The sequence below is a fragment of the Arthrobacter sp. SO5 genome (assembly GCF_020532805.1).
Classification (GTDB): Bacteria; Actinomycetota; Actinomycetes; order Actinomycetales; family Micrococcaceae; genus Arthrobacter.
Genome location: NZ_MQTQ01000053.1, coordinates 1 through 18,293 on the forward strand (window position 1 = coordinate 1; position 18,293 = coordinate 18,293).

General features: G+C 67.0%; 11 protein-coding genes and 1 tRNA gene. 11 read left to right on the forward strand and 1 reads right to left on the reverse strand.

Annotation, left to right across the window (positions count from 1 at the left end; translation table 11 throughout):
- Nucleotides 1–82: 82 nt before the first annotated feature.
- The 3 genes from rsmA to BJG92_RS08775 all read left to right on the forward strand — a co-directional run bounded on the left by rsmA (nt 83) and on the right by BJG92_RS08775 (nt 3,863).
- The gene (gene rsmA, locus BJG92_RS08765; protein WP_232083839.1) at nt 83–922 is read left to right on the forward strand and encodes a 16S rRNA (adenine(1518)-N(6)/adenine(1519)-N(6))-dimethyltransferase RsmA; all 840 of its coding nucleotides are present in this window, start codon (nt 83–85) and stop codon (nt 920–922) included.
- Nucleotides 923–1,004: 82 nt separating this feature from the next.
- A complete protein-coding gene (locus BJG92_RS08770) occupies nt 1,005–1,967 on the forward strand; it encodes a 4-(cytidine 5'-diphospho)-2-C-methyl-D-erythritol kinase (protein WP_232083647.1) in 963 nt (320 codons plus the stop codon).
- 66 nt (nt 1,968–2,033) lie between these two features.
- On the forward strand, nt 2,034–3,863 hold the full coding sequence (locus BJG92_RS08775; RefSeq protein ID WP_232083648.1) for an ABC-F family ATP-binding cassette domain-containing protein: 1,830 nt from the start codon (nt 2,034–2,036) through the stop codon (nt 3,861–3,863).
- 700 nt (nt 3,864–4,563) lie between these two features.
- Here BJG92_RS08775 and BJG92_RS08780 read toward each other — a convergent pair.
- Nucleotides 4,564–5,163: a TetR/AcrR family transcriptional regulator gene (locus BJG92_RS08780; protein ID WP_232083840.1), complete on the reverse strand. Its 600-nt coding sequence runs from the start codon at nt 5,161–5,163 to the stop codon at nt 4,564–4,566.
- 191 nt (nt 5,164–5,354) lie between these two features.
- Between BJG92_RS08780 and BJG92_RS08785 the strand changes: the two genes are divergently transcribed.
- From BJG92_RS08785 to BJG92_RS08820, 8 genes are all read left to right on the forward strand, one after another.
- A tRNA-Gln gene (locus BJG92_RS08785) sits at nt 5,355–5,426 on the forward strand.
- Between the two features lie 211 nt (nt 5,427–5,637).
- Nucleotides 5,638–7,128, forward strand: a complete 1,491-nt coding sequence (gene glmU / locus BJG92_RS08790; protein WP_232083649.1) for a bifunctional UDP-N-acetylglucosamine diphosphorylase/glucosamine-1-phosphate N-acetyltransferase GlmU — start codon at nt 5,638–5,640, stop codon at nt 7,126–7,128.
- A gap of 5 nt (nt 7,129–7,133) precedes the next feature.
- A complete protein-coding gene (locus BJG92_RS08795; protein WP_232083650.1) occupies nt 7,134–8,114 on the forward strand; it encodes a ribose-phosphate diphosphokinase in 981 nt (326 codons plus the stop codon).
- Nucleotides 8,115–8,350: 236 nt separating this feature from the next.
- Entirely contained in the window at nt 8,351–8,953 is a 603-nt protein-coding gene (locus tag BJG92_RS08800) for a 50S ribosomal protein L25/general stress protein Ctc (protein WP_232083651.1), read from the forward strand.
- A gap of 82 nt (nt 8,954–9,035) precedes the next feature.
- Nucleotides 9,036–9,623: an aminoacyl-tRNA hydrolase gene (pth, locus tag BJG92_RS08805; RefSeq protein ID WP_232083652.1), complete on the forward strand. Its 588-nt coding sequence runs from the start codon at nt 9,036–9,038 to the stop codon at nt 9,621–9,623.
- A 268-nt stretch (nt 9,624–9,891) separates the two neighbouring features.
- Nucleotides 9,892–12,558 (forward strand): LuxR C-terminal-related transcriptional regulator, encoded by a 2,667-nt coding sequence (locus BJG92_RS08810; protein ID WP_308011642.1) that lies wholly within the window; start codon nt 9,892–9,894, stop codon nt 12,556–12,558.
- On the forward strand, nt 12,545–15,256 hold the full coding sequence (locus BJG92_RS08815; protein WP_232083654.1) for a LuxR family transcriptional regulator: 2,712 nt from the start codon (nt 12,545–12,547) through the stop codon (nt 15,254–15,256). The genes BJG92_RS08810 and BJG92_RS08815 overlap by 14 nt, the downstream gene beginning before the upstream one ends.
- 282 nt (nt 15,257–15,538) lie before the next feature.
- Entirely contained in the window at nt 15,539–18,286 is a 2,748-nt protein-coding gene (locus tag BJG92_RS08820; protein WP_232083655.1) for a LuxR family transcriptional regulator, read from the forward strand.
- Nucleotides 18,287–18,293 lie beyond the last annotated feature (7 nt).

Here is an 18,293-nt window from a genome sequence, read left to right on the forward strand (position 1 = left end):
GACTGAACCGATCCCCTCCGCCCCGGGCTCCACCTCCGGGGGAACCCCCGAACGAACCCCCGCTAGCGCACCCCCGCCCCTCATGGGCGCCTCCGACATCCGCAGGCTGGCGGAGGAACTCGGAGTCCGCCCCACCAAGACCCTGGGCCAGAACTTTGTCATCGACGGCAACACCATCCGGCGGATCGTGGCCGCCGCGGACATTCATCCCGGCGAGACGGTGCTGGAGGTCGGCCCGGGGCTCGGCTCACTGACCCTGGGGTTGCTGGATGCCGCCCGAACGGTCGTCGCCGTCGAGATCGATCCTCTGCTGGCGGAGAAACTCCCCGCCACGGTGGCCCAATGGCGCCCTGACGCCGCAGAGAACTTCCACCTCGTCCTGGCCGACGCCATGCGGGTCACGGAACTCCCGGTGGAGCCCACCGCGCTCGTGGCCAATCTCCCGTACAACGTCGCCGTTCCGGTGGTCCTGCACCTGCTGCAGCATTTCCCGAGCCTGCGGCACGGCCTCGTGATGGTCCAGGATGAGGTGGCGGACAGGCTCGCGGCCGGCCCGGGGTCCAAGACCTACGGCGTCCCCTCCGTCAAGGGGGCCTGGTACAGCAGTATGCGCAAGGCCGGCGTGATCGGCATGAACGTCTTCTGGCCCGCACCCAAGATCCACTCCGGCCTGGTCGCCTTCACCCGAAGGGAACCGCCCGTCACCACCGCCACGCGGGAACAGGTTTTCGCCGTCATCGATGCCGCCTTCGCCCAGCGGCGCAAGACGCTTCGCGCCGCGCTGGCCGGCTGGGCCGGCAGTGCTGCGGAGGCCGAACGCTGCCTGCGTGCCGCCGGCGTCGACCCCACCGCCCGCGGTGAAGTGATCGACATCGCCGCGTTTTCCCGGATCGCGGAAGCGCACGCGCAGCCGGGCACGTGAACCCGGCGGCGGCCCGGGGACGATGACGACGCCGCGCGGGCAGTGCTTGGAGCCTGACCCCGCCATGCCATAGCGTGGAGCCATGAACGCAGTGAGAGGGCGCTTTGCCGCGAGGACTGTCCGGGTCAAGGCTCCCGGCAAAGTAAACGTCTCACTTGACGTCGGACCCCTGCGCGCGGACGGTTACCACTCCGTCGCCAGCGTCTACCTCGCGGTGTCACTCTACGAAGAGGTAGCGGCCACCAGCACCGACACCGGCGAGATCACGGTGAGCATGAGTCCCGCAAGCACACTTGACCTTGACGCCGTCGACATTCCCCTCGATGAACGCAACCTGGCCTATAAGGCGGCCGCCATCATGAGGGACGTCTCCGAGCACTCCACGGGTGTCCATCTCGAAATCACGAAGCGTGTGCCGGTCGCCGGCGGGATGGGCGGGGGATCGGCCGACGCCGCCGCGACCCTGCTGGCGTGCGACGCGCTGTGGAACAGCGGACTCTCCCGCGACGAGCTGGCGCATCTGGCCGCCGAACTCGGCGCCGACGTGCCGTTCTCGCTGCTCGGCGGAACCGCCGTCGGACTGGGCGTGGGCGACGAGCTCTCGCCTGCCCTTGTCAAAGCCCAGACCGACTGGGTCCTCGTCACCGCGGACTTCGGCCTCTCCACCCCGGAAGTCTTCCGGACCCTGGACGGGTTGCGCTCGGCCGAGGGCATTGAGATCGAGGAACCTGCCGCGGTGGACCCCCGGATCCTGACGGCCCTGCGGAGCGGCGATGCTGATGCCCTGAGCAGGGTCCTTGTCAATGACCTCCAGCGCGCCGCGATCGAGCTCGTGCCCGGGCTCCGGGACACTCTGGGACTCGGCGAATCCTGCGGGGCGATTGCGGGCCTGGTCTCCGGTTCCGGCCCCACCGTCGCGCTCCTGGCCCACAGCCCGGCCTCGGCCGAAGGCCTGGCTGAGGAGCTCCGACACCACGGCCTCGACGCCCTGGCGGTGCACGGCCCGGTTCACGGGGCACGCATCATCTCCGATACGCTCCTTTAATAGCTTCGGCAGCATTCGCATGACCTTTGTTGCTGCATCATCTTTTTTCTAGGAAAGCAGTTCCCAGTGGCACACCTGCTCGGCGGCGAGAACCTTACAGTCTCGTACGCAACCCGTACCGTCCTCGATGGCATCACCCTCGGCCTTGAAGAGGGCGACCGGATCGGCATGGTAGGCCGCAACGGAGACGGCAAGTCCACCCTCATGCGGCTGCTGGCAATGCGCTCCACCCCGGACTCCGGCCGGGTGACCAAGCGCAGCGAGGTCAACATCGGCTACCTGGACCAGAGCGACGTGCTCGACGGCGATCTCACCGTCGGTGCGGCGATCGTAGGGGATCAGGCCGACCATGAATGGGCCCGCAATCCGCAGATCCGCGAAGTCATGGGCGGACTCGTGTCCGACGTCGACTGGCACGCCAACGTCCACGCGCTCTCGGGCGGGCAGAAGCGGCGTGTGGCGCTGGCCAAGCTGCTGATCGAGGACCACGACGTCATCATGCTCGATGAACCCACGAACCACCTCGACGTCGAAGGCGTCGCGTGGCTGTCCCGGCACCTGAAGACCCGCTGGCGGGCCAACCAGGGCGCCTTCCTCGTGGTCACCCACGACCGCTGGTTCCTCGATGAAGTCTGCAACAAGACCTGGGAAATCCACGACGGCATCATGGACCCGTTCGACGGCGGCTATGCCGCCTATGTGCTGGCCCGCGCTGAACGTGACCGCTCAGCCTCCGTGGTGGAGACCAAACGGCAGCAGCTCGTCAAGAAGGAGCTCGCCTGGCTGCGCCGCGGCGCCCCGGCCCGGACCGCCAAGCCCAAATTCCGGATCGAGGCAGCCAACGCCCTGATCGCCGACGTCCCCGAGCCGCGCGACTCCACTGCCCTGAGCAAGATGGCCACCGCCCGGCTCGGCAAGGACGTCCTGGACCTCGAGAACGTCACTCTGGATTTCCTCGGCGGGGATCCCGGCCAGAAGCTCTTCGACAACATCACGCTGCGGCTTGCCCCGGGTGAACGGCTGGGCCTCGTGGGCGTTAACGGCGCCGGCAAAACCACGCTGCTCAAGCTCCTCAACGGCGAGATCCAGCCCACCTCGGGCAACGTCAAGCGCGGCAAGACGGTGGTCACCGCCGTGCTGACCCAGGAGGTCAAGGAACTCGACGACGTCTCGGACCTGCGCGTGATCGAAGTGATCGAGCGCGAAAAACGCTCCTTCAACGTGGGCGGCAAGGAATTCACCGCCGGTCAGCTCGTGGAGCAGCTTGGTTTCACCAACGAGAAGCAGTGGACCCCGGTCAAGGACCTCTCCGGCGGCGAACGGCGGCGGCTGCAGCTCCTGCGGCTGCTCGTGGGGGAGCCGAACGTGCTGATGCTCGACGAGCCCACCAACGACCTCGACACCGACACGCTCGCCGCCGTCGAGGACGTACTCGACGGCTGGCCGGGCACGCTTGTGGTGGTCAGCCACGACCGCTACCTGCTGGAGCGCGTCACGGACCACCAGATGGCGCTCCTGGGCGACGGCAAGATCCGCGCCCTGCCGCGCGGCGTGGACCAGTACCTCGAACTGCGCGAATCGGCTCTGGCCGGCTCCACCATCACCGGCGGCGGCAACCCCGTGACCGCCGCCAGCGGCAGTTCCACCCCGGCCGCGGCCGGCCCCTCGGAAGCCGAAAAGCGCGACGCCCGAAAGGCCAAGAACCGGATCGACCGCCAGCTGGGCAAGCTCAAGCAGCAGGAAGACAAGCTCCACGCCCAGATGACCACCGCGGCCGCCGATGCCTCGGCAGTGGGCCAGCTCGCCGGGCTCAACAAGAAGCTCAAGGACCTCGCGGTCGAACGCGAAGCCCTCGAGCTCGAATGGCTGGGAGCCCTTGAGGTGCTGGGGGAGTAAAAGCCTGGCCCCCCTGGGACATGCTCAGTGCGTTTCCGCACCGGTGGACATGTCCCTCTGAGCGATGGATACGCCCCCTCCGAACACTGAAGACCCTCCGGACATGTCCCTTGGCGCGGGCTAGGGATGGACATGCCCCTCTGAGCACTGAACTTCCTGGGGACATGTCCCGCGGTCGGGGCTCAGGATGGGCATATTGGCGATATGTCCAGTCCCTGGGACTCGAGGAGGGCATGTCCCGCGGAGCACCCCCACGCCATGACCTCGGCCCAGGCCCAGGCCCAGGACCATGACCTCGGACCAGGACCAGGACCATGACCTCCGCCCAGGCCCAGGCCCATGACCTCGGCCCAGGCCCAGGCCGGGGAGCATGCAATGTGCTTGGGAAAATGTCCCGTGGTTCAGGGCCGGGATGGACATGTCCCTCGGAGAGGTGCAATCCCGAGGGGCATGTCCATCGGTCCGGGCTTCGGGTGGACATGTTGGTGCTATGTCCATTCCTCGGTCCCGGAGGAGGGCATGTCCCTCGGAGGGCGCAAGTGCCTCACGGCGGTGGGAAAAATATGGCGCTCGCATGCCCCGGACGCAGTGTTGGCTGCTGGACTCCGTGCTGGCTCCGGACCCCGGACCCAGTGTTGGCTGCTGGACCCTCGCGCACTTTGCGGACCCGGGACCCAAGTCCGGCTCCGGACCGCGGCGCTCAGTCCTCGCTGCGGAGGCCGGGGTCCTTTTGCAGGCCGGTCAGCCCGTTCCAGGCCAGGTTGACCAGATGCGCGGCCACATCGCGCTTGTCCGGGGTGCGGCTGTCCTGCCACCACTGGCCTGTCATCGCGACCATCCCGACGAGCATCTGCGCATACATGGCGCCGTCGGCGGAGGTGAAGCCGCGGCGGGCGAATTCGTCGGCCAGGATGTACTCCACCCGGGCCGTGACGTGGGAGAGCAAGGTGGAGAACGCGCCTTCCGGCTGCGTCGGCGGGGCGTCACGCATGAGGATTCGGAAGCCGTCGGTGCGGTCCTCGATGTAGGTCAGGAGTGCCAGGGCCGCCCGCTCCACCAGTACGCGCGGCTTGGCCTCCTGGGACAAGGCTTCGTTGATGGACGTGAGCAGGATCCGGAACTCGTACTCGACAACCTGCGTGTACAGGCCTTCCTTGGAACCGAAGTGCTCGTAGATCACCGGCTTGGAGACACCGGCGGCCGCCGCGATCTCCTCGATGGTGGTTCCGTCCAGGCCGCGGAGGGCAAAGAGCCCTCGGCCGATGCCGATCAGCTGGCTGCGCCGTTGGGGACCCGTCATGCGCGGCCGGGGTACGTAGTCGGCGGCCCTCGTCGGCCTGCCGATCCGCCCCTCCGCCCCGCCGGATATCCCTGCGCTCTTGCTCACAGCTCCATCATGCACTATGTGGGGCGCAGCGGGACCCCGCACCCGGGGCCGGCGCAGTATGGCAGAATTGACTCTCGTGCCACGGGCTCAGCGCCCAGGCATGGTCCGCCCTGGTGTAATGGCAGCACCCCGGCCTTTGGAGCCGTGGAGTATAGGTTCGAGTCCTATGGGCGGAACAGTTGCGCGTCGAAGGGGCCGGGAACGGTTCCCGGCAGTCGCGGCGCGGAACACGTCCAGTAGGATGAATCTGGCGCCGTGACCGGATTCTGGTCCGCCACGCCGTGCGGATCCGCCCACCGAGGTGCACCACCCGGCCCCCAGCCGCGGGGCACCCAGATTCACCGAGCAGAGGCATGAGCTAAGCCTCTGAGCAAGGAGAGCCCGTACGTGAGCCCCGAGAATACCGGCCCAGCCGCCGTCATCGTCCTAGCTGCAGGTGCCGGTACCCGGATGAAGTCCCGTACCCCCAAGATCCTCCACGAGATCGGCGGCCGCTCCCTCGTGGGACACGCCCTTCAGGCGGCCCGGACCGTCCGGCCGCAGGAACTGGCACTCGTGGTCCGGCACGAACGCGACCTCGTCGCCGCCCACGTCGCCGCGATTGACCCTGGTGCCTTGATCGTCGACCAGGACGAGGTGCCCGGCACGGGCCGTGCCGTCGAAGCCGCCCTTGAGGCGCTGGACGCGCAGGACCCCGGGGGCTTGCTCATCGGCACCGTCGTCGTCACCTACGGAGACGTCCCCCTCCTCACCGGAGAACTGCTGGCCGAACTGGTGGCCACCCACGAGTCCGACAGCAACGCCGTCACCGTCCTCACCGCCGTCCTGGACGACGCCGCCGGCTATGGCCGCATCCTGCGGGCAGGGGACGGAACCGTCCTGGGTATCCGGGAGCACAAGGACGCCACGGAGGCGGAACGCGGCATCCGGGAGATCAACTCCGGCATTTACGCCTTCGACGCCGCGGTCCTGCGCGACTCGCTGGCCCATGTCACCACCGACAACGCCCAGGGCGAGAAATACCTCACCGACGTGCTCGGCCTGGCCCGCGCCGCCGGCGGCCGCGTCGCCGCCGTCGTCACCGAAGACCGCTGGCAGGTCGAAGGAGCCAACGACCGGGTGCAGCTCTCGGCCCTCGGCGCCGAGCACAACCGGCGCACGGTCGAGACCTGGATGCGCGCCGGAGTCACCGTCGTGGATCCGGCCACCACCTGGATCGACTCCACGGTCACCCTGGCCGAAGACGTCCGCCTGCTGCCCAATACCCAGCTCCACGGCGGCACTACGGTGGCGCGCGACGCCGTCGTCGGCCCCGACACGACCCTGACCGACGTCATCGTCGGACCGGGCGCGAAGGTGCTCCGCACGCACGGGGCCGGCTCCACGATCGGCGCGAACGCCAGCGTCGGCCCGTTCACCTACCTGCGACCCGGCACCGTCCTGGGCGAAACCGGCAAGATCGGCGCGTTCTACGAGACCAAGAACGTCACGATCGGCCGCGGTTCCAAGCTTTCCCACCTCGGCTACGCCGGTGACGCCGAGATCGGCGAGGACACCAACATCGGCTGCGGCAACATCACGGCGAACTACGACGGCGAGAAGAAGCACCGGACGGTGATCGGCTCCGGCGTGCGCACCGGTTCCAACACCGTCTTCATCGCCCCGGTGCAGGTGGGCGACGGCGCGTACAGCGGCGCCGGCGCCATCATCCGGCGCGACGTCCCGGCCGGGGCGCTGGCCCTGACCGTCGCCGCGCAGCGGAACGCCGAGGGCTGGGTCCTCACGAACCGCCCGGGCTCGATCTCCGCCGGGCTGGCCGAGGCCGCCGGCGCCACAAAATCTTCCTCCAGTACTCCGGCATCTACAGAAGAGGGCTAGCAATAATGAGCGAAATTACGGCACGCGGCGAGAAGAAGCTGGTGCTTGCCGCTGGGCGCGCGCATCCCGAGTTGGCGAAGGAGATCGCCAAGGAGCTCGGAACCGAACTGCTGCCCCTGGATGCCTACGACTTCGCGAACGGCGAGATTTACGTCCGGGCCGGCGAGAGCGTCCGCGGCACCGACGCCTTCGTCATCCAGGCCCACCCGGCGCCGCTGAACAACTGGCTGATGGAACAGCTGATCATGATCGACTCGCTCAAGCGGGCCTCCGCGAAGCGGATCACCGTCGTTTCGCCGTTCTACCCGTATGCACGCCAGGACAAGAAGGGCCGCGGCCGCGAACCCATTTCCGCGCGCCTCATCGCTGACCTGTACAAAACCGCCGGCGCGGACCGCATCATGAGCGTGGACCTGCATACCTCGCAGATCCAGGGCTTCTTCGACGGCCCCGTGGACCACCTCATGGCCATCCCGCTGCTGGCTGACTACATCCGCACCAAGGTCGGCTCGGACAACGTCACGGTTGTTTCCCCGGACACGGGCCGCGTCCGGGTCGCCGAGCAGTGGGCCGAGCGCCTCGGCGGCGCTCCGCTGGCGTTCGTGCACAAGAGCCGGGACCTTACCGTCCCGAACCAGGCCGTCTCCAAGACCGTCGTGGGCCAGGTCGAGGGCCGCACGTGCGTCCTGATCGACGACATGATCGACACCGGCGGAACCATTTCCGGCGCCGTCCAGGTGCTCAAGAACGCCGGCGCCAAGGACGTCATCATCGCGGCAACACACGCCGTCTTCTCCGATCCTGCGGCCCAGCGCCTCTCCGAATCCGGTGCCCGCGAGGTCGTCGTCACCAATACCCTGCCGATCACCGCGGACAAGCACTTCCCGCAGCTCACTGTGCTGTCCATCGCGCCGCTGATCGCCCGCGCCATCCGCGAAGTGTTCGACGACGGCTCCGTCACCAGCCTGTTCGACGGCAACGCCTGACCAGCCCGCGCGGGCACGTTTTCATGAATCCGTGCCCGCGCTGGTAGCCTAGTATCGAAACCTTGGCGAGGGAGAGCGCCGGTCATCCGTATTCACGGCTAGCCGGACTGCCTGTCTCCGTGATCGACTGGGTCTGAATCTCCCTTCGGAAGGGCGGCCGCAAGGCCACCTGGCGTTGAAGGTCGCAAACAGACCTCCGCCCTTGCTGAACACCGCTAGTCCACTAGGAGATACCCATGTCTGAGCAGAAGCTCGCAGCAGAAGTCCGCACCGAATTCGGCAAAGGCTTCGCCCGCCGCGCCCGCATGGCCAACCTGATCCCCGCCGTCATCTACGGCCACGGCGCCGAACCCATCCACATCACCCTGCCGGCCAAGGCCACCACCCTGGCCGTCCGCAAGGCCAACGCCCTGCTGACCCTGGACATCAACGGCGAAAAGCACCTCGCCCTCGTCAAGGACATCCAGCGCGACCCGATCAAGCAGATCATCGAGCACCTCGACCTCCTGACCGTCCGCACGGGCGAAAAGGTTACCGTGGACGTTCCCGTGCACCTGACCGGCGAGCTTGCGCCCGGCAACGTTTTCAACCAGGAAATGACCACCGTCTCCCTTGAGGCCGAGGCAACCCACCTGCCGACCGCCATTGAGGTCAGCATCGAGGGCCGCGCCGCCGGCGAGCACATCCACGCTTCCGACCTGGTTCTGCCGAAGGGCTCCGTCCTGCTGGCCGACGCCGAGGCTCTCGTCGTTCACGTCTCCGAGGCCACCGAGGTCTCCGAGGAAGAAGCATCCGCCGACACCACCGAAGGTTCTTCGGTCTCAGTCGACGCCGAGTAGTTCCGGAGATTTTCGGTGGCCGGGTCCCTTTGGGGCCCGGCCACCGTCGTCTCCACAGCCTGCCCCACAAAAGGACTGATCCATGACTGACAACTGGCTGATCGTAGGCCTCGGTAACCCCGGCGCGGAGTATACGCACAACCGGCACAACGTCGGCCAGATGGTCCTCGACGAACTCGCCGCGCGCGTCGGCGGAGGCTTCAAGTCCCACAAGTCCCGCGCCCAGGTCCTGGAGGGACGGCTGGGCATCGGCGGGCCCCGGATGGTCCTGGCCAAGCCAATGTCCTACATGAACGTCTCCGGCGGCCCGGTCTCGGCACTGGCAAGGTTCTACGGGATCGACCCCGGCCACCTCATCGCCGTCCATGACGAGATCGACATCCCTTTTAATACGGTAAAACTGAAGATCGGCGGCGGCGAAGGCGGCCACAACGGGTTGCGGGACATCTCCAAAGCCCTCGCCACGAAGGACTATTTCCGGGTGCGTGTCGGCGTCGGACGGCCGCCCGGCAGGATGGATACCGCGGATTATGTCCTCCGGGACTTCTCCGGAACAGAGAAAAAGGAATTGCCGTTCCTTATCGGCTCGGCGGCGGACGCGGTTGAAGCACTCGTCAGCGAGGGCCTGCTGGCCGCCCAGCAGGCCTTCCATCCCGTCAAGGCCCCGTAGCCCGGTCCGCAGAAAGTCCGCCGGCAGGCGCTTCACTTGGTGTCGCGGGCGACGTCGACGCCGGAATTCCCTTCCAAGCATCCTTCAATCCCGCTATGATCTGTCTACTCTCATGTCGGGGGATAGGGATACGCTACTTCTAAGCGGACGGTCTCGATTTCTGTCTGCAAAGCGGTACGAAGGAAACTAGATGTCGAGGGATTCGCTGGGCTGGGGGAATGTTTCCACTACATTGGCACCCGCCGAAGAAAAAGACTCTGCCGGGTCCGTGACGGGACACAGGTGGTCCGTTCTGGCGCGGGCTGCCGACGCCGACCGGGTCCGGATGGCCCTGCTGGCGGATGACAGCATGGGCGTCATCATCACCGGCGACCGCGGCGTGGGCAAGTCCCTCGTGGGCCGGACCGCACTCGCGGGTTTCGGCCCCGATGTCCATACCCTCCAGCTCCGGACCTCCGGCCCCGGCACGGCCACACCATACGGTTGCCTCGCGTTTACCCTCGCCAGGCTTCCGCAGAGTTCCCTCGGTTCGCCTACCGCCATCCTGCACGGGATTACTTCGCTGATCCGCGAAGATGCCGCGGGACGAACGTGTGTGATCTTCCTTGACAACGCCGGCGCCCTGGATGAGCCGAGCACCGGCGTCCTGCTCAACCTGCTCCAGACCGGAACGGCCAGGCTCGTCGCCACAGCCCAGCGCACCACGGACCTGCCTCCCGACTTCTACTGGCTCCTCACGTCCGGGCAACTGGCGGAGGTCCGTCTCGCGAACCTGACAGAGGTGGAAACCCTTGACGTGCTCCAAACGGCGCTCGGGCACCGGGTGTCCAGCGCCCTTGGAAGCCAGTTGCACCAGCTGGTCGGCGGTAGCCCCACCCTGCTGCAGGCTGTCGTCTCGGAACAGATCGAACGCGGAAACCTTGTCCTGTCCGGATCGGTGTGGACCCTCCTTGACGAGGTGGTCCTCGACGGGCGCACCGCGCTGGAGGACATTGTCAGGGCCAGATACGCGCGGGAAAATCCGGTGGCACGGGAGGTCATCGAGGTACTCTCCTGCGCCCGAACCCTACCGCTGTCGCGGCTCGCGAGGATGTACAGCCCCGGGATCATCGCCGACATGGAGGACTCGGGCCAGATCCTCGTCGACCGGACCGAGCAGCACCTCGTCTCCCTCGGCGACCACTACCTGGGCGATATTGTCCGGAACTGGCTGAGCGTGGAGCGCCGGCTGGAGCTCAGGGACAAGGTTCCCGGCCATCTCGAACACGAGCTGGGCGAACTGACCGTTGAGGACCTGCTGGCGTATGCGGCATGGACCCACGACTGCGAAGCGCCGCTGGCGCCGCCCCATGCGCTGGCAGCGGCCAGCGCCGCCGTCAAGCTCTTTGATCCCAAGTTCGCGCTCAAGTGCGCCGGCAGCCTGCACCCCAGGGATCCTGAATGGGCCGAAGGCCAGCTGCAGAAAGCCGCCGCCTACCTGCAGCTGGGCCTCCCGCTGCAGGCGATGTCGGCGCTCGACGATATTTCGGAACGCCAAATCCGCGACCTACCGGCCGAAGCCTTCGCTGACATCACTGCCGCGAAGGCCGACTGCATGTCATGGCTGGAGGACCGGGCAGGGAAGGTGCCCGAGCTGATCCGGCAGGCACGGATGAGGCTTCACGACTTCAGCATCAGCGAGCCCCCGGCAACACCGGACGAGCTAACCCGCGCCACGCTGTGCCTGGACCTGTGCGAATACAGCTACCTCTCCTTCATCGGTGACTACGAACCCCTGATGGAGCGGCTCGGCGCTGCGGCGTCCGCGTCGGGGAACGGCGTCGATCCTGTGCACCGGCTCAGGTCGGCCATCATTTTGATGGAGGCCTTGTGCATGACGGGCAAGGAGCTTGAGGCCCGGACGCTGATGCGCGAGATCGGCGGCCAGCTGAGCGAATGGTCGAACGTTCCCCGGATCCGCGAGAACTTCGCGTGGCGCTCCTTCAATGTGCTCCTGCTCTCCGGCCACTGGCGCCAGAGCATCGACATGTTGAAAGACGCCAGCGGCCGTGCGGGCCACGGTCTGCATTCCGGCAGCGCCGCCACCGACCTTGCCGTCGGACTTGCCTATGTCTACGCGGGCCGCGGCTACATGGCCCTGGACCCGCTCCTGGCTGCCATTGCCCAGTTGGAGGTCCGTTCCAGCCTGCAATCGCTGCGACAGGCCTACGCCGCCACTGCGTTCGCCTACGCCCAGACCGGAAACTCCATGCAGGCAAGCGTCTACCTTGACAGGGCACGCTCCACGGACGTTCCGGCCCGCTTCATGATCCGTAGCTCCGCCGACTTCTGCATGGACATGGCCTCGCGCTGGCTGGGCGACCCGGAGGCGAAGGACCGGCTGGTACGCTCGGCCGAAATGCACTTCAGGGCCGGCCGCTACACCCTGGCCGGTATCTTCATGCTCGGCGCGACGGTTAACGGCACGGCCAAGGATTTCCACTTCCTCGAAGACATCGCCACGCGGCGGCAGGGTCCACTCGCGGAATTGTCGTCCATTATTGCGATCGGCAGCCGGAAGAAGGACGCAGGGACCATGCTGGCGGCGGCCCACCTGGCCGCGTCCCTGGAACTGGACGCCGTCCAGGCGCGCTGCGCCGCCCTTGCCTTCGACTTCGCCAAGGCAGCTGGTCTGAGCGCCAGCGCCAGCGCCGCGCATACGATGCTGGAGAGTCTCGCAGAGTCTGTTCCGGCGCTGCCGGTCATTCCGCGCAACAAGGGCCCGCTCCTGACGGACAGGGAGCGGCAGATCGCTACCCTCGCCGGAAACGGTGTGTCCAACAAGGACATTGCTCTCGAAGTGGGCATTTCAGTCAGAACAGTGGAGGGACACCTGTACCAGGTGTTCACGAAGCTCGGAGTTTCCTCGCGAAGTGATCTGCTTGGACTCATCTAGGCCCCGCGCAGCCGGTCCGGGGACCGAGGTGCCCGCAGCCGCCCTGACAGGGCGGACCGATGACCTGAGGTCAGCGGTGACGGCCATCCGGGGAAGCAGCCACGTCGCCGTCATGTTGCTCGGCGACAGCGGAATCGGCAAATCAACCCTGTTGGAGGCGGTCGTAGCCGAACTCCAGCCTGAGGTGACGCCTGTCCGGATCCACGGCAGCCCATCGTTGGCGATGGTGCCCTACGGCGTCCTCGGACCGTTTATCGTCGGGCTCCCGGTGCAGGAAGCCACCTCGCAGTTGGCGGTCCTGCGGACGTTCTGGTCCCATCTGGAGGATGAACGGCGCGCCACCGGCCGGCCGCTCCTGCTCATAGTCGACGACGCCCATGATCTTGACGAGGCGACTGCCGGGATCCTGGTGGAACTCGCCGCGGCCGGCTGGGCGAAACTGCTCGTGGCGGCCGCGGCCCGTCCGGGCCTGCCCGAAACGCTGCTGCAGTTGTGGTTTGAAGGCATAGCGGTGCGGCTGGACCTGCGGCCGCTGACCCGGCAGCAGACCAACGAAATGCTGGAGCACGGCCTCGGCCCCCAGGTGCTGCCGAATGTCGGCGAAGTCCTCTGGGAAGCATCGGCCGGCAATCCCCTGCTGCTCAATGGCCTGATCGATGACGCGAAGCATGACGGAACCCTGCTCCAGCGAAACGGGGTGTGGCTGCTCACGCAGCCCCTGAACAGCCACGGGGACCGGCTGACCGACGTCGTACGCCGGCAGCTGCTCCGGCGCTCGCCGGACGAGCGGCAGGCACTGAACCTTGTTGCGCTGGCGGAGCCCGTGGGGCGGGACCTGATCGAGTCCGTCGTGGGAGAGGAGGCCGTAGGGGCGCTGATCGAACACGAGCTGATCAAGGTGACGCCCTCGGCCCGGCCGGAACTGCGGCTGTGGCACTCGGTCTACGGGGATACGCTGCGGAACCTGATTTCCCCCGCACGCAGCCTCCAGCTGCGGCAGAGCCTCCTGCGGCTCATGGACGCGGAGCCGACGTCGGCCGAGGGGCTCCTGCGCCAGGTGAGCTGGTCGATGGACTGCGGCGCGGAGGTTGATGACCGGCAACTGCTCAGGGCTGCGGTCCTCGCCAGCCGCCTGTACCAGGACGAATTGGCCCGCAAAGCCGCCGGTCGGGTCAAGGACCCCGAGCTGCAGATGGCGGCACGGTCCGTGACGGCACGCACATACTTCAACACCTCCGACTATGAAGCGGCCCGGGACATCCTGGAGGCCGATTTCGGCAAGGGCCACAGCGTGGCGGTCCTGCTCACGGGAACCCTGATGTGGGCAGCCGTGCAGTCCGCCCTCGGCAACACGCCGGCCGTCATCATGGACCGCGCCCGAGCGCTCCTGGTCGCCGGGGAACAGCTTGCGAAAACCAATCCGGAGGACGCGGAGAGCATCCTTGCAGCGACAAGGGAACGCTACCGGACCATGCGCAGCATGGTGCTCGCCATGGCCGGGGAGTACGAGGCGGATCCGGCTGGACCTCCGTTGCCGGCGGAGGATCGCCCCCCGGCCAACCACCTTGAGGCCGCCTTCCGGCTGGCCCTTGAATCGGAACGGCTCCTCGTCCAGGGCAAGTCCGCCAGTGCTTTTGCCGCCGCGTCCGAAGCCCTGACAGCTGCCGGTGCCGGATACGACGAACTGTACTTCCTCGCAGAATTCCTGGTGGTCCGTGCTGCCGCAGCCATCATTCACAACGGCGACTGGGAGGCAGCCGAAACACTCCTGTCAGGGGTCGGCGCCAGTTCGGGACCAAGCCTGATCACCTTCGGCGGGGGAGTCCACGCGGCGCACGGCATCATCCTGCTGTACCAGGGAAGAGCCGCCCAGTCCTTGAACACCCTCAGCGGAGCGCTGGAATCATTGCGGCTCGCGGATCCGCAGCAGCTCTTCGCGCTGACCGCGTCGATGGCTTTCGCCGCCGCTGCGGAAATGGGCGCAACGGACAAGGCTGCGGTGTTGCTGGCGGACTACGAATCCGCTCCCCGTGCCGTCTCGCGCTACCTGCGTACGCTCTCCGAGATGGCCGTTGTCTACGGCAAAGCCCGTCTCGGCAACTACCCCGAAGCGATCTCGGAACTGCGGCAGCTCGGCCGGCCGCGCGGCGACGGGATGACCGCAGGTCTTGAATTCGACTCGCTCTCCTTCCGCCTGGCGCTCGGTGACCGGGACGCGGCGTCCCGGTTGCTTGAGCTAGAACCCGAGCTGGAGGGCTGCAGGGCAGCGGCGCTCTGCAACTACGCCCGTGCGGTCCGCACGGACCTGGCGGCGGACCACCTGGAGGCTGCCAAGAGCTGCGAGGACGCCGAACTCTGGACTTTCGCGGCGCTGGCCTACGACGCCGCAGCGAACGCCTACCGGGCCGCCGGCGACACCCTCCGGGAACGTATGGCCATCTCGCAGCGTAAGCGCTGCCCGGACCGGGCCGACAGCATCCCCGGCAAGGGCACTGAAGTCGAGGCCGATTCGCTTGGCCTCTTGACCCGACGCGAGCGGGACATCGTGGCGCTTGCCGTCCGTGGCCTCAGCGACCGGCAGATCGCCGTCGAGCTCCAAGTGTCCATCAGGACTGTCGAAGGCCACCTGTACCGCAGCTACGCGAAGCTCAACGTCAAGGGCCGTGACCAGCTCCCCGGCCCGGCCGGAAGCCAGTAGCTCCCCTTCGGGAGTGCCGGGCCGGCCGCGGGACGACGGCCGCATTGGAGTGCCAGCGGGCAGCCGGCGCCGCGGCTGACCGCTCCCCGCGGGGCCACTCGGAGTATTTCCCGGACTACTTGGTTTGGCCGCTCAAGCCGGCAGGCCCATCTGAGTACAGCCACGTATACCCCGACCAAGTACCCGCTCAGGATTCGAGTACTACTTACGCATCCCGAAATGTTGCCCAGTCCATAGCTTGGAGTTATCACTGGTCTACCATTGATTGCGAAGGTCTCACTCATGTTTCAGCACGACGTCGGCCTGCCTGCGGGCAGCGGCAAAACAGATGCGATTTCACCAGCACAGCGCTTCTCACAGGGGCGCTACGACAAACCCTTCACCCGCCACCAGATTGTTTCTGACGTGATCGACACGCTGACCTCTGGCTCCGGCTGCGGGGTGGTACTTGTGGGGGAACACGGGGCTGGAAAGTCCTTCATCGCCCAACGCGCCCTCGAGCAGCTTGGCGAGGACTATGTCGTGGTCCAGGTCCGCGGCAGCTCGATTTCCTCAAAACTTCCCTACGGCGCCCTGAGCGTTCTGCTGAACGATCTCGACGCTTCCCACCTCGAACACCCGCTCATGGTGCTGCGGGGCCTCACCCAGCTCCTCCACACGAAGGCCCAGGGACGAAGCATCGTGCTCTTCGTGGACAATGCCCACGATCTGGACGAACTCTCCAGCATGATGGTGGCGCAGCTCAGCGCCGGCGCGCACGTCACCCTGCTGGCAGCGTGCGTGGACCTGCCTCATGTGGGCGGGGACATCATGGGGCTCTGGAAGGACGACCTGCTCCGGCGCGTTGACCTCGGCCCGTTCGATTTCACGGAGACATCAGCGACACTCAGCAATGAATACGGCGGCCGGTTCTCCCTCACGGCGGCACGCGCCCTCTGGAATGCGAGCGGCGGAAACGCACTCTTCCTCCACTCCCTGGCCCGGGAACAGATCAAGATCGGCAGGGTCGTCCGCCAGGACGGTACCTGGATCCTGGGTAATGGCCCGATTGCCCTGACCGGCGAGATCCGCGACGTCGTGAAGGCCCGCCTCAACAAGCTCAGCTCGGGCCAGCGGGATGTCTTCGAGCTCTTGGCCCTTGCCGGCGCGGTCCCCTTGCAGATGCTCATGAGCGTCGCCAATCCCCAGGACATGGATGCCCTCCAGGAGCGGGCCATGATCCATGTCAGCCATGACCACCCGCCCATGGTGAGTGTCGCCAACCAGGTGACCGCAGGAATCGTCGCCAGCGTCGTGCCACCGGGCAGGAGCGCGGAACTCCGGCGCCGGCTCAAGGCGGTGCTCGAGGACTCGGACCAGGCGGAGTTCGGGGGTTCAACCGGCGTCGCCTGGGCTCTGGACTGCGGTGAGCAGGTCAGTCCGAACGTGGCCCTTGCCGCAGCCCACACGGCGAATGACTCATCCGATCCGGTGGCCGCATTGCGGTTCCTGCACGAGATCCAGGGCCGCGAATCGATTCCGGGGGTGGCCGTGGAATCGGTGCATGCCCACATTTCGGTCAACAACGACGAGTCCGCACGCCGGGTCCTCGCCTCGCTGGATCACCTCGCCGGCTCGGATTTTTCACTCGCTGAATGGACCTCGCTGCAGTTGCTCCGAACCGAGTTGGACAAGCGCAGCGCCGTCTCGGCGGTCAACGCGCGGGCCACGCTGCAGACCATCGCACAAAGGCTTTCGGAGGAATGCGATGCATCCGATGTCCACGGGTCCGACGCAGCGGCAGCCCGTGAGCACCTCCGCATCGCCGAAATCGACCTCGCTGTCTTCGAGGGCCGATACGCCGATGCCTTGACAATGACCGAGGACACCGATGCCGGGGAACTCGGCACCGAATCGCGAATCCTCTCCGCCAGCCTGCGCTGCGAGGCCATGGCGGTCACCGGGAATATCGTCGGCGCCCTGGACCTCGGCGGCCAGGTCGTGGCCGCCGCCTCCGCCGTTCAGCTCTCGGACCGGGCCATGCGGGAAATCAGGGGCCGGTTCCTGATCCTGATGCTGCTCTCGGCCAAGTTCCGGGAAATGTCGCTGTTCCTGTCGGAGTCCTACGCGACTGCAGACCCGCAGGCCCGGCTCGGCGGGATGTTCGAGATCTGCCAGGGAGTGATCGATGTCCATGCGGGTCTCCTCGACGAGGCGCTGCCCCGTCTCCGGGCCGGGATGGGGCAGCTTCGGACACAGGACCCCGATGCCGTGGCGGCCCTTGCCGTGGCGGCCTGCGCCTATGCCGCGGCCCTTCATGGTGACGAGGAGCAAGCCAGTCTCCTGCTCGCCGAGCTGGCGCAGCTGCGTACGCCGTGCTCGTGGCTGGTGGGCCGCGTGACGCGCTATTTCGAGCTGTGCGCTCTAGCCGAACTCGGCCAGCGGGCACTGGCGATCCGCTCGCTCGTCGCAGAAGCGGACAACGATACCGAGGTGTCGGCCCTGGCGCCGGCCCTCTTGTTCCTGTCGGCGGCGGCACGGCTCGGCGACCGCCAGGTCGGCCTGAAGCTGGGCACGCTGTCCGGGCGCGTGTCCGGGCAGTTCGCGAGTCAATGCTCGCGGCTGGCGGAGGGCGTGAAGGACACCGACAGCGACCAGCTGCTGGCTGCCTCCAAGGATTCCGATGCCGCAGGCAACGCTGTTTTCGCCAGGGACGCGGCCCGCAAAGCCGTCAGCTTCGCCAACGACGCCGGAAACCGGATCGCCTTGCGGATCGCCCAGCGGGCACAGCAGTCCCTCGACGACAGGTTTGGCAGCCCCAAGAACGGTCTGCACTCGCTCACGACCTCAACCCTGACAGCCAGGGAATGCGAGGTGGCCGTCAGGGCCGCTGCCGGAACCTCCAACCGCAAGATCGCGGAACAGATGCATGTTTCGGTCCGCACGGTTGAGGGCCACCTTTATCAGGTGTACTCGAAGCTGCATGTGGCCAGCAGATCGGAACTCAAGGATGTCATCTCCACACCGACTGAAAGTGCCCGCTTGGGCTGAGCCCGGG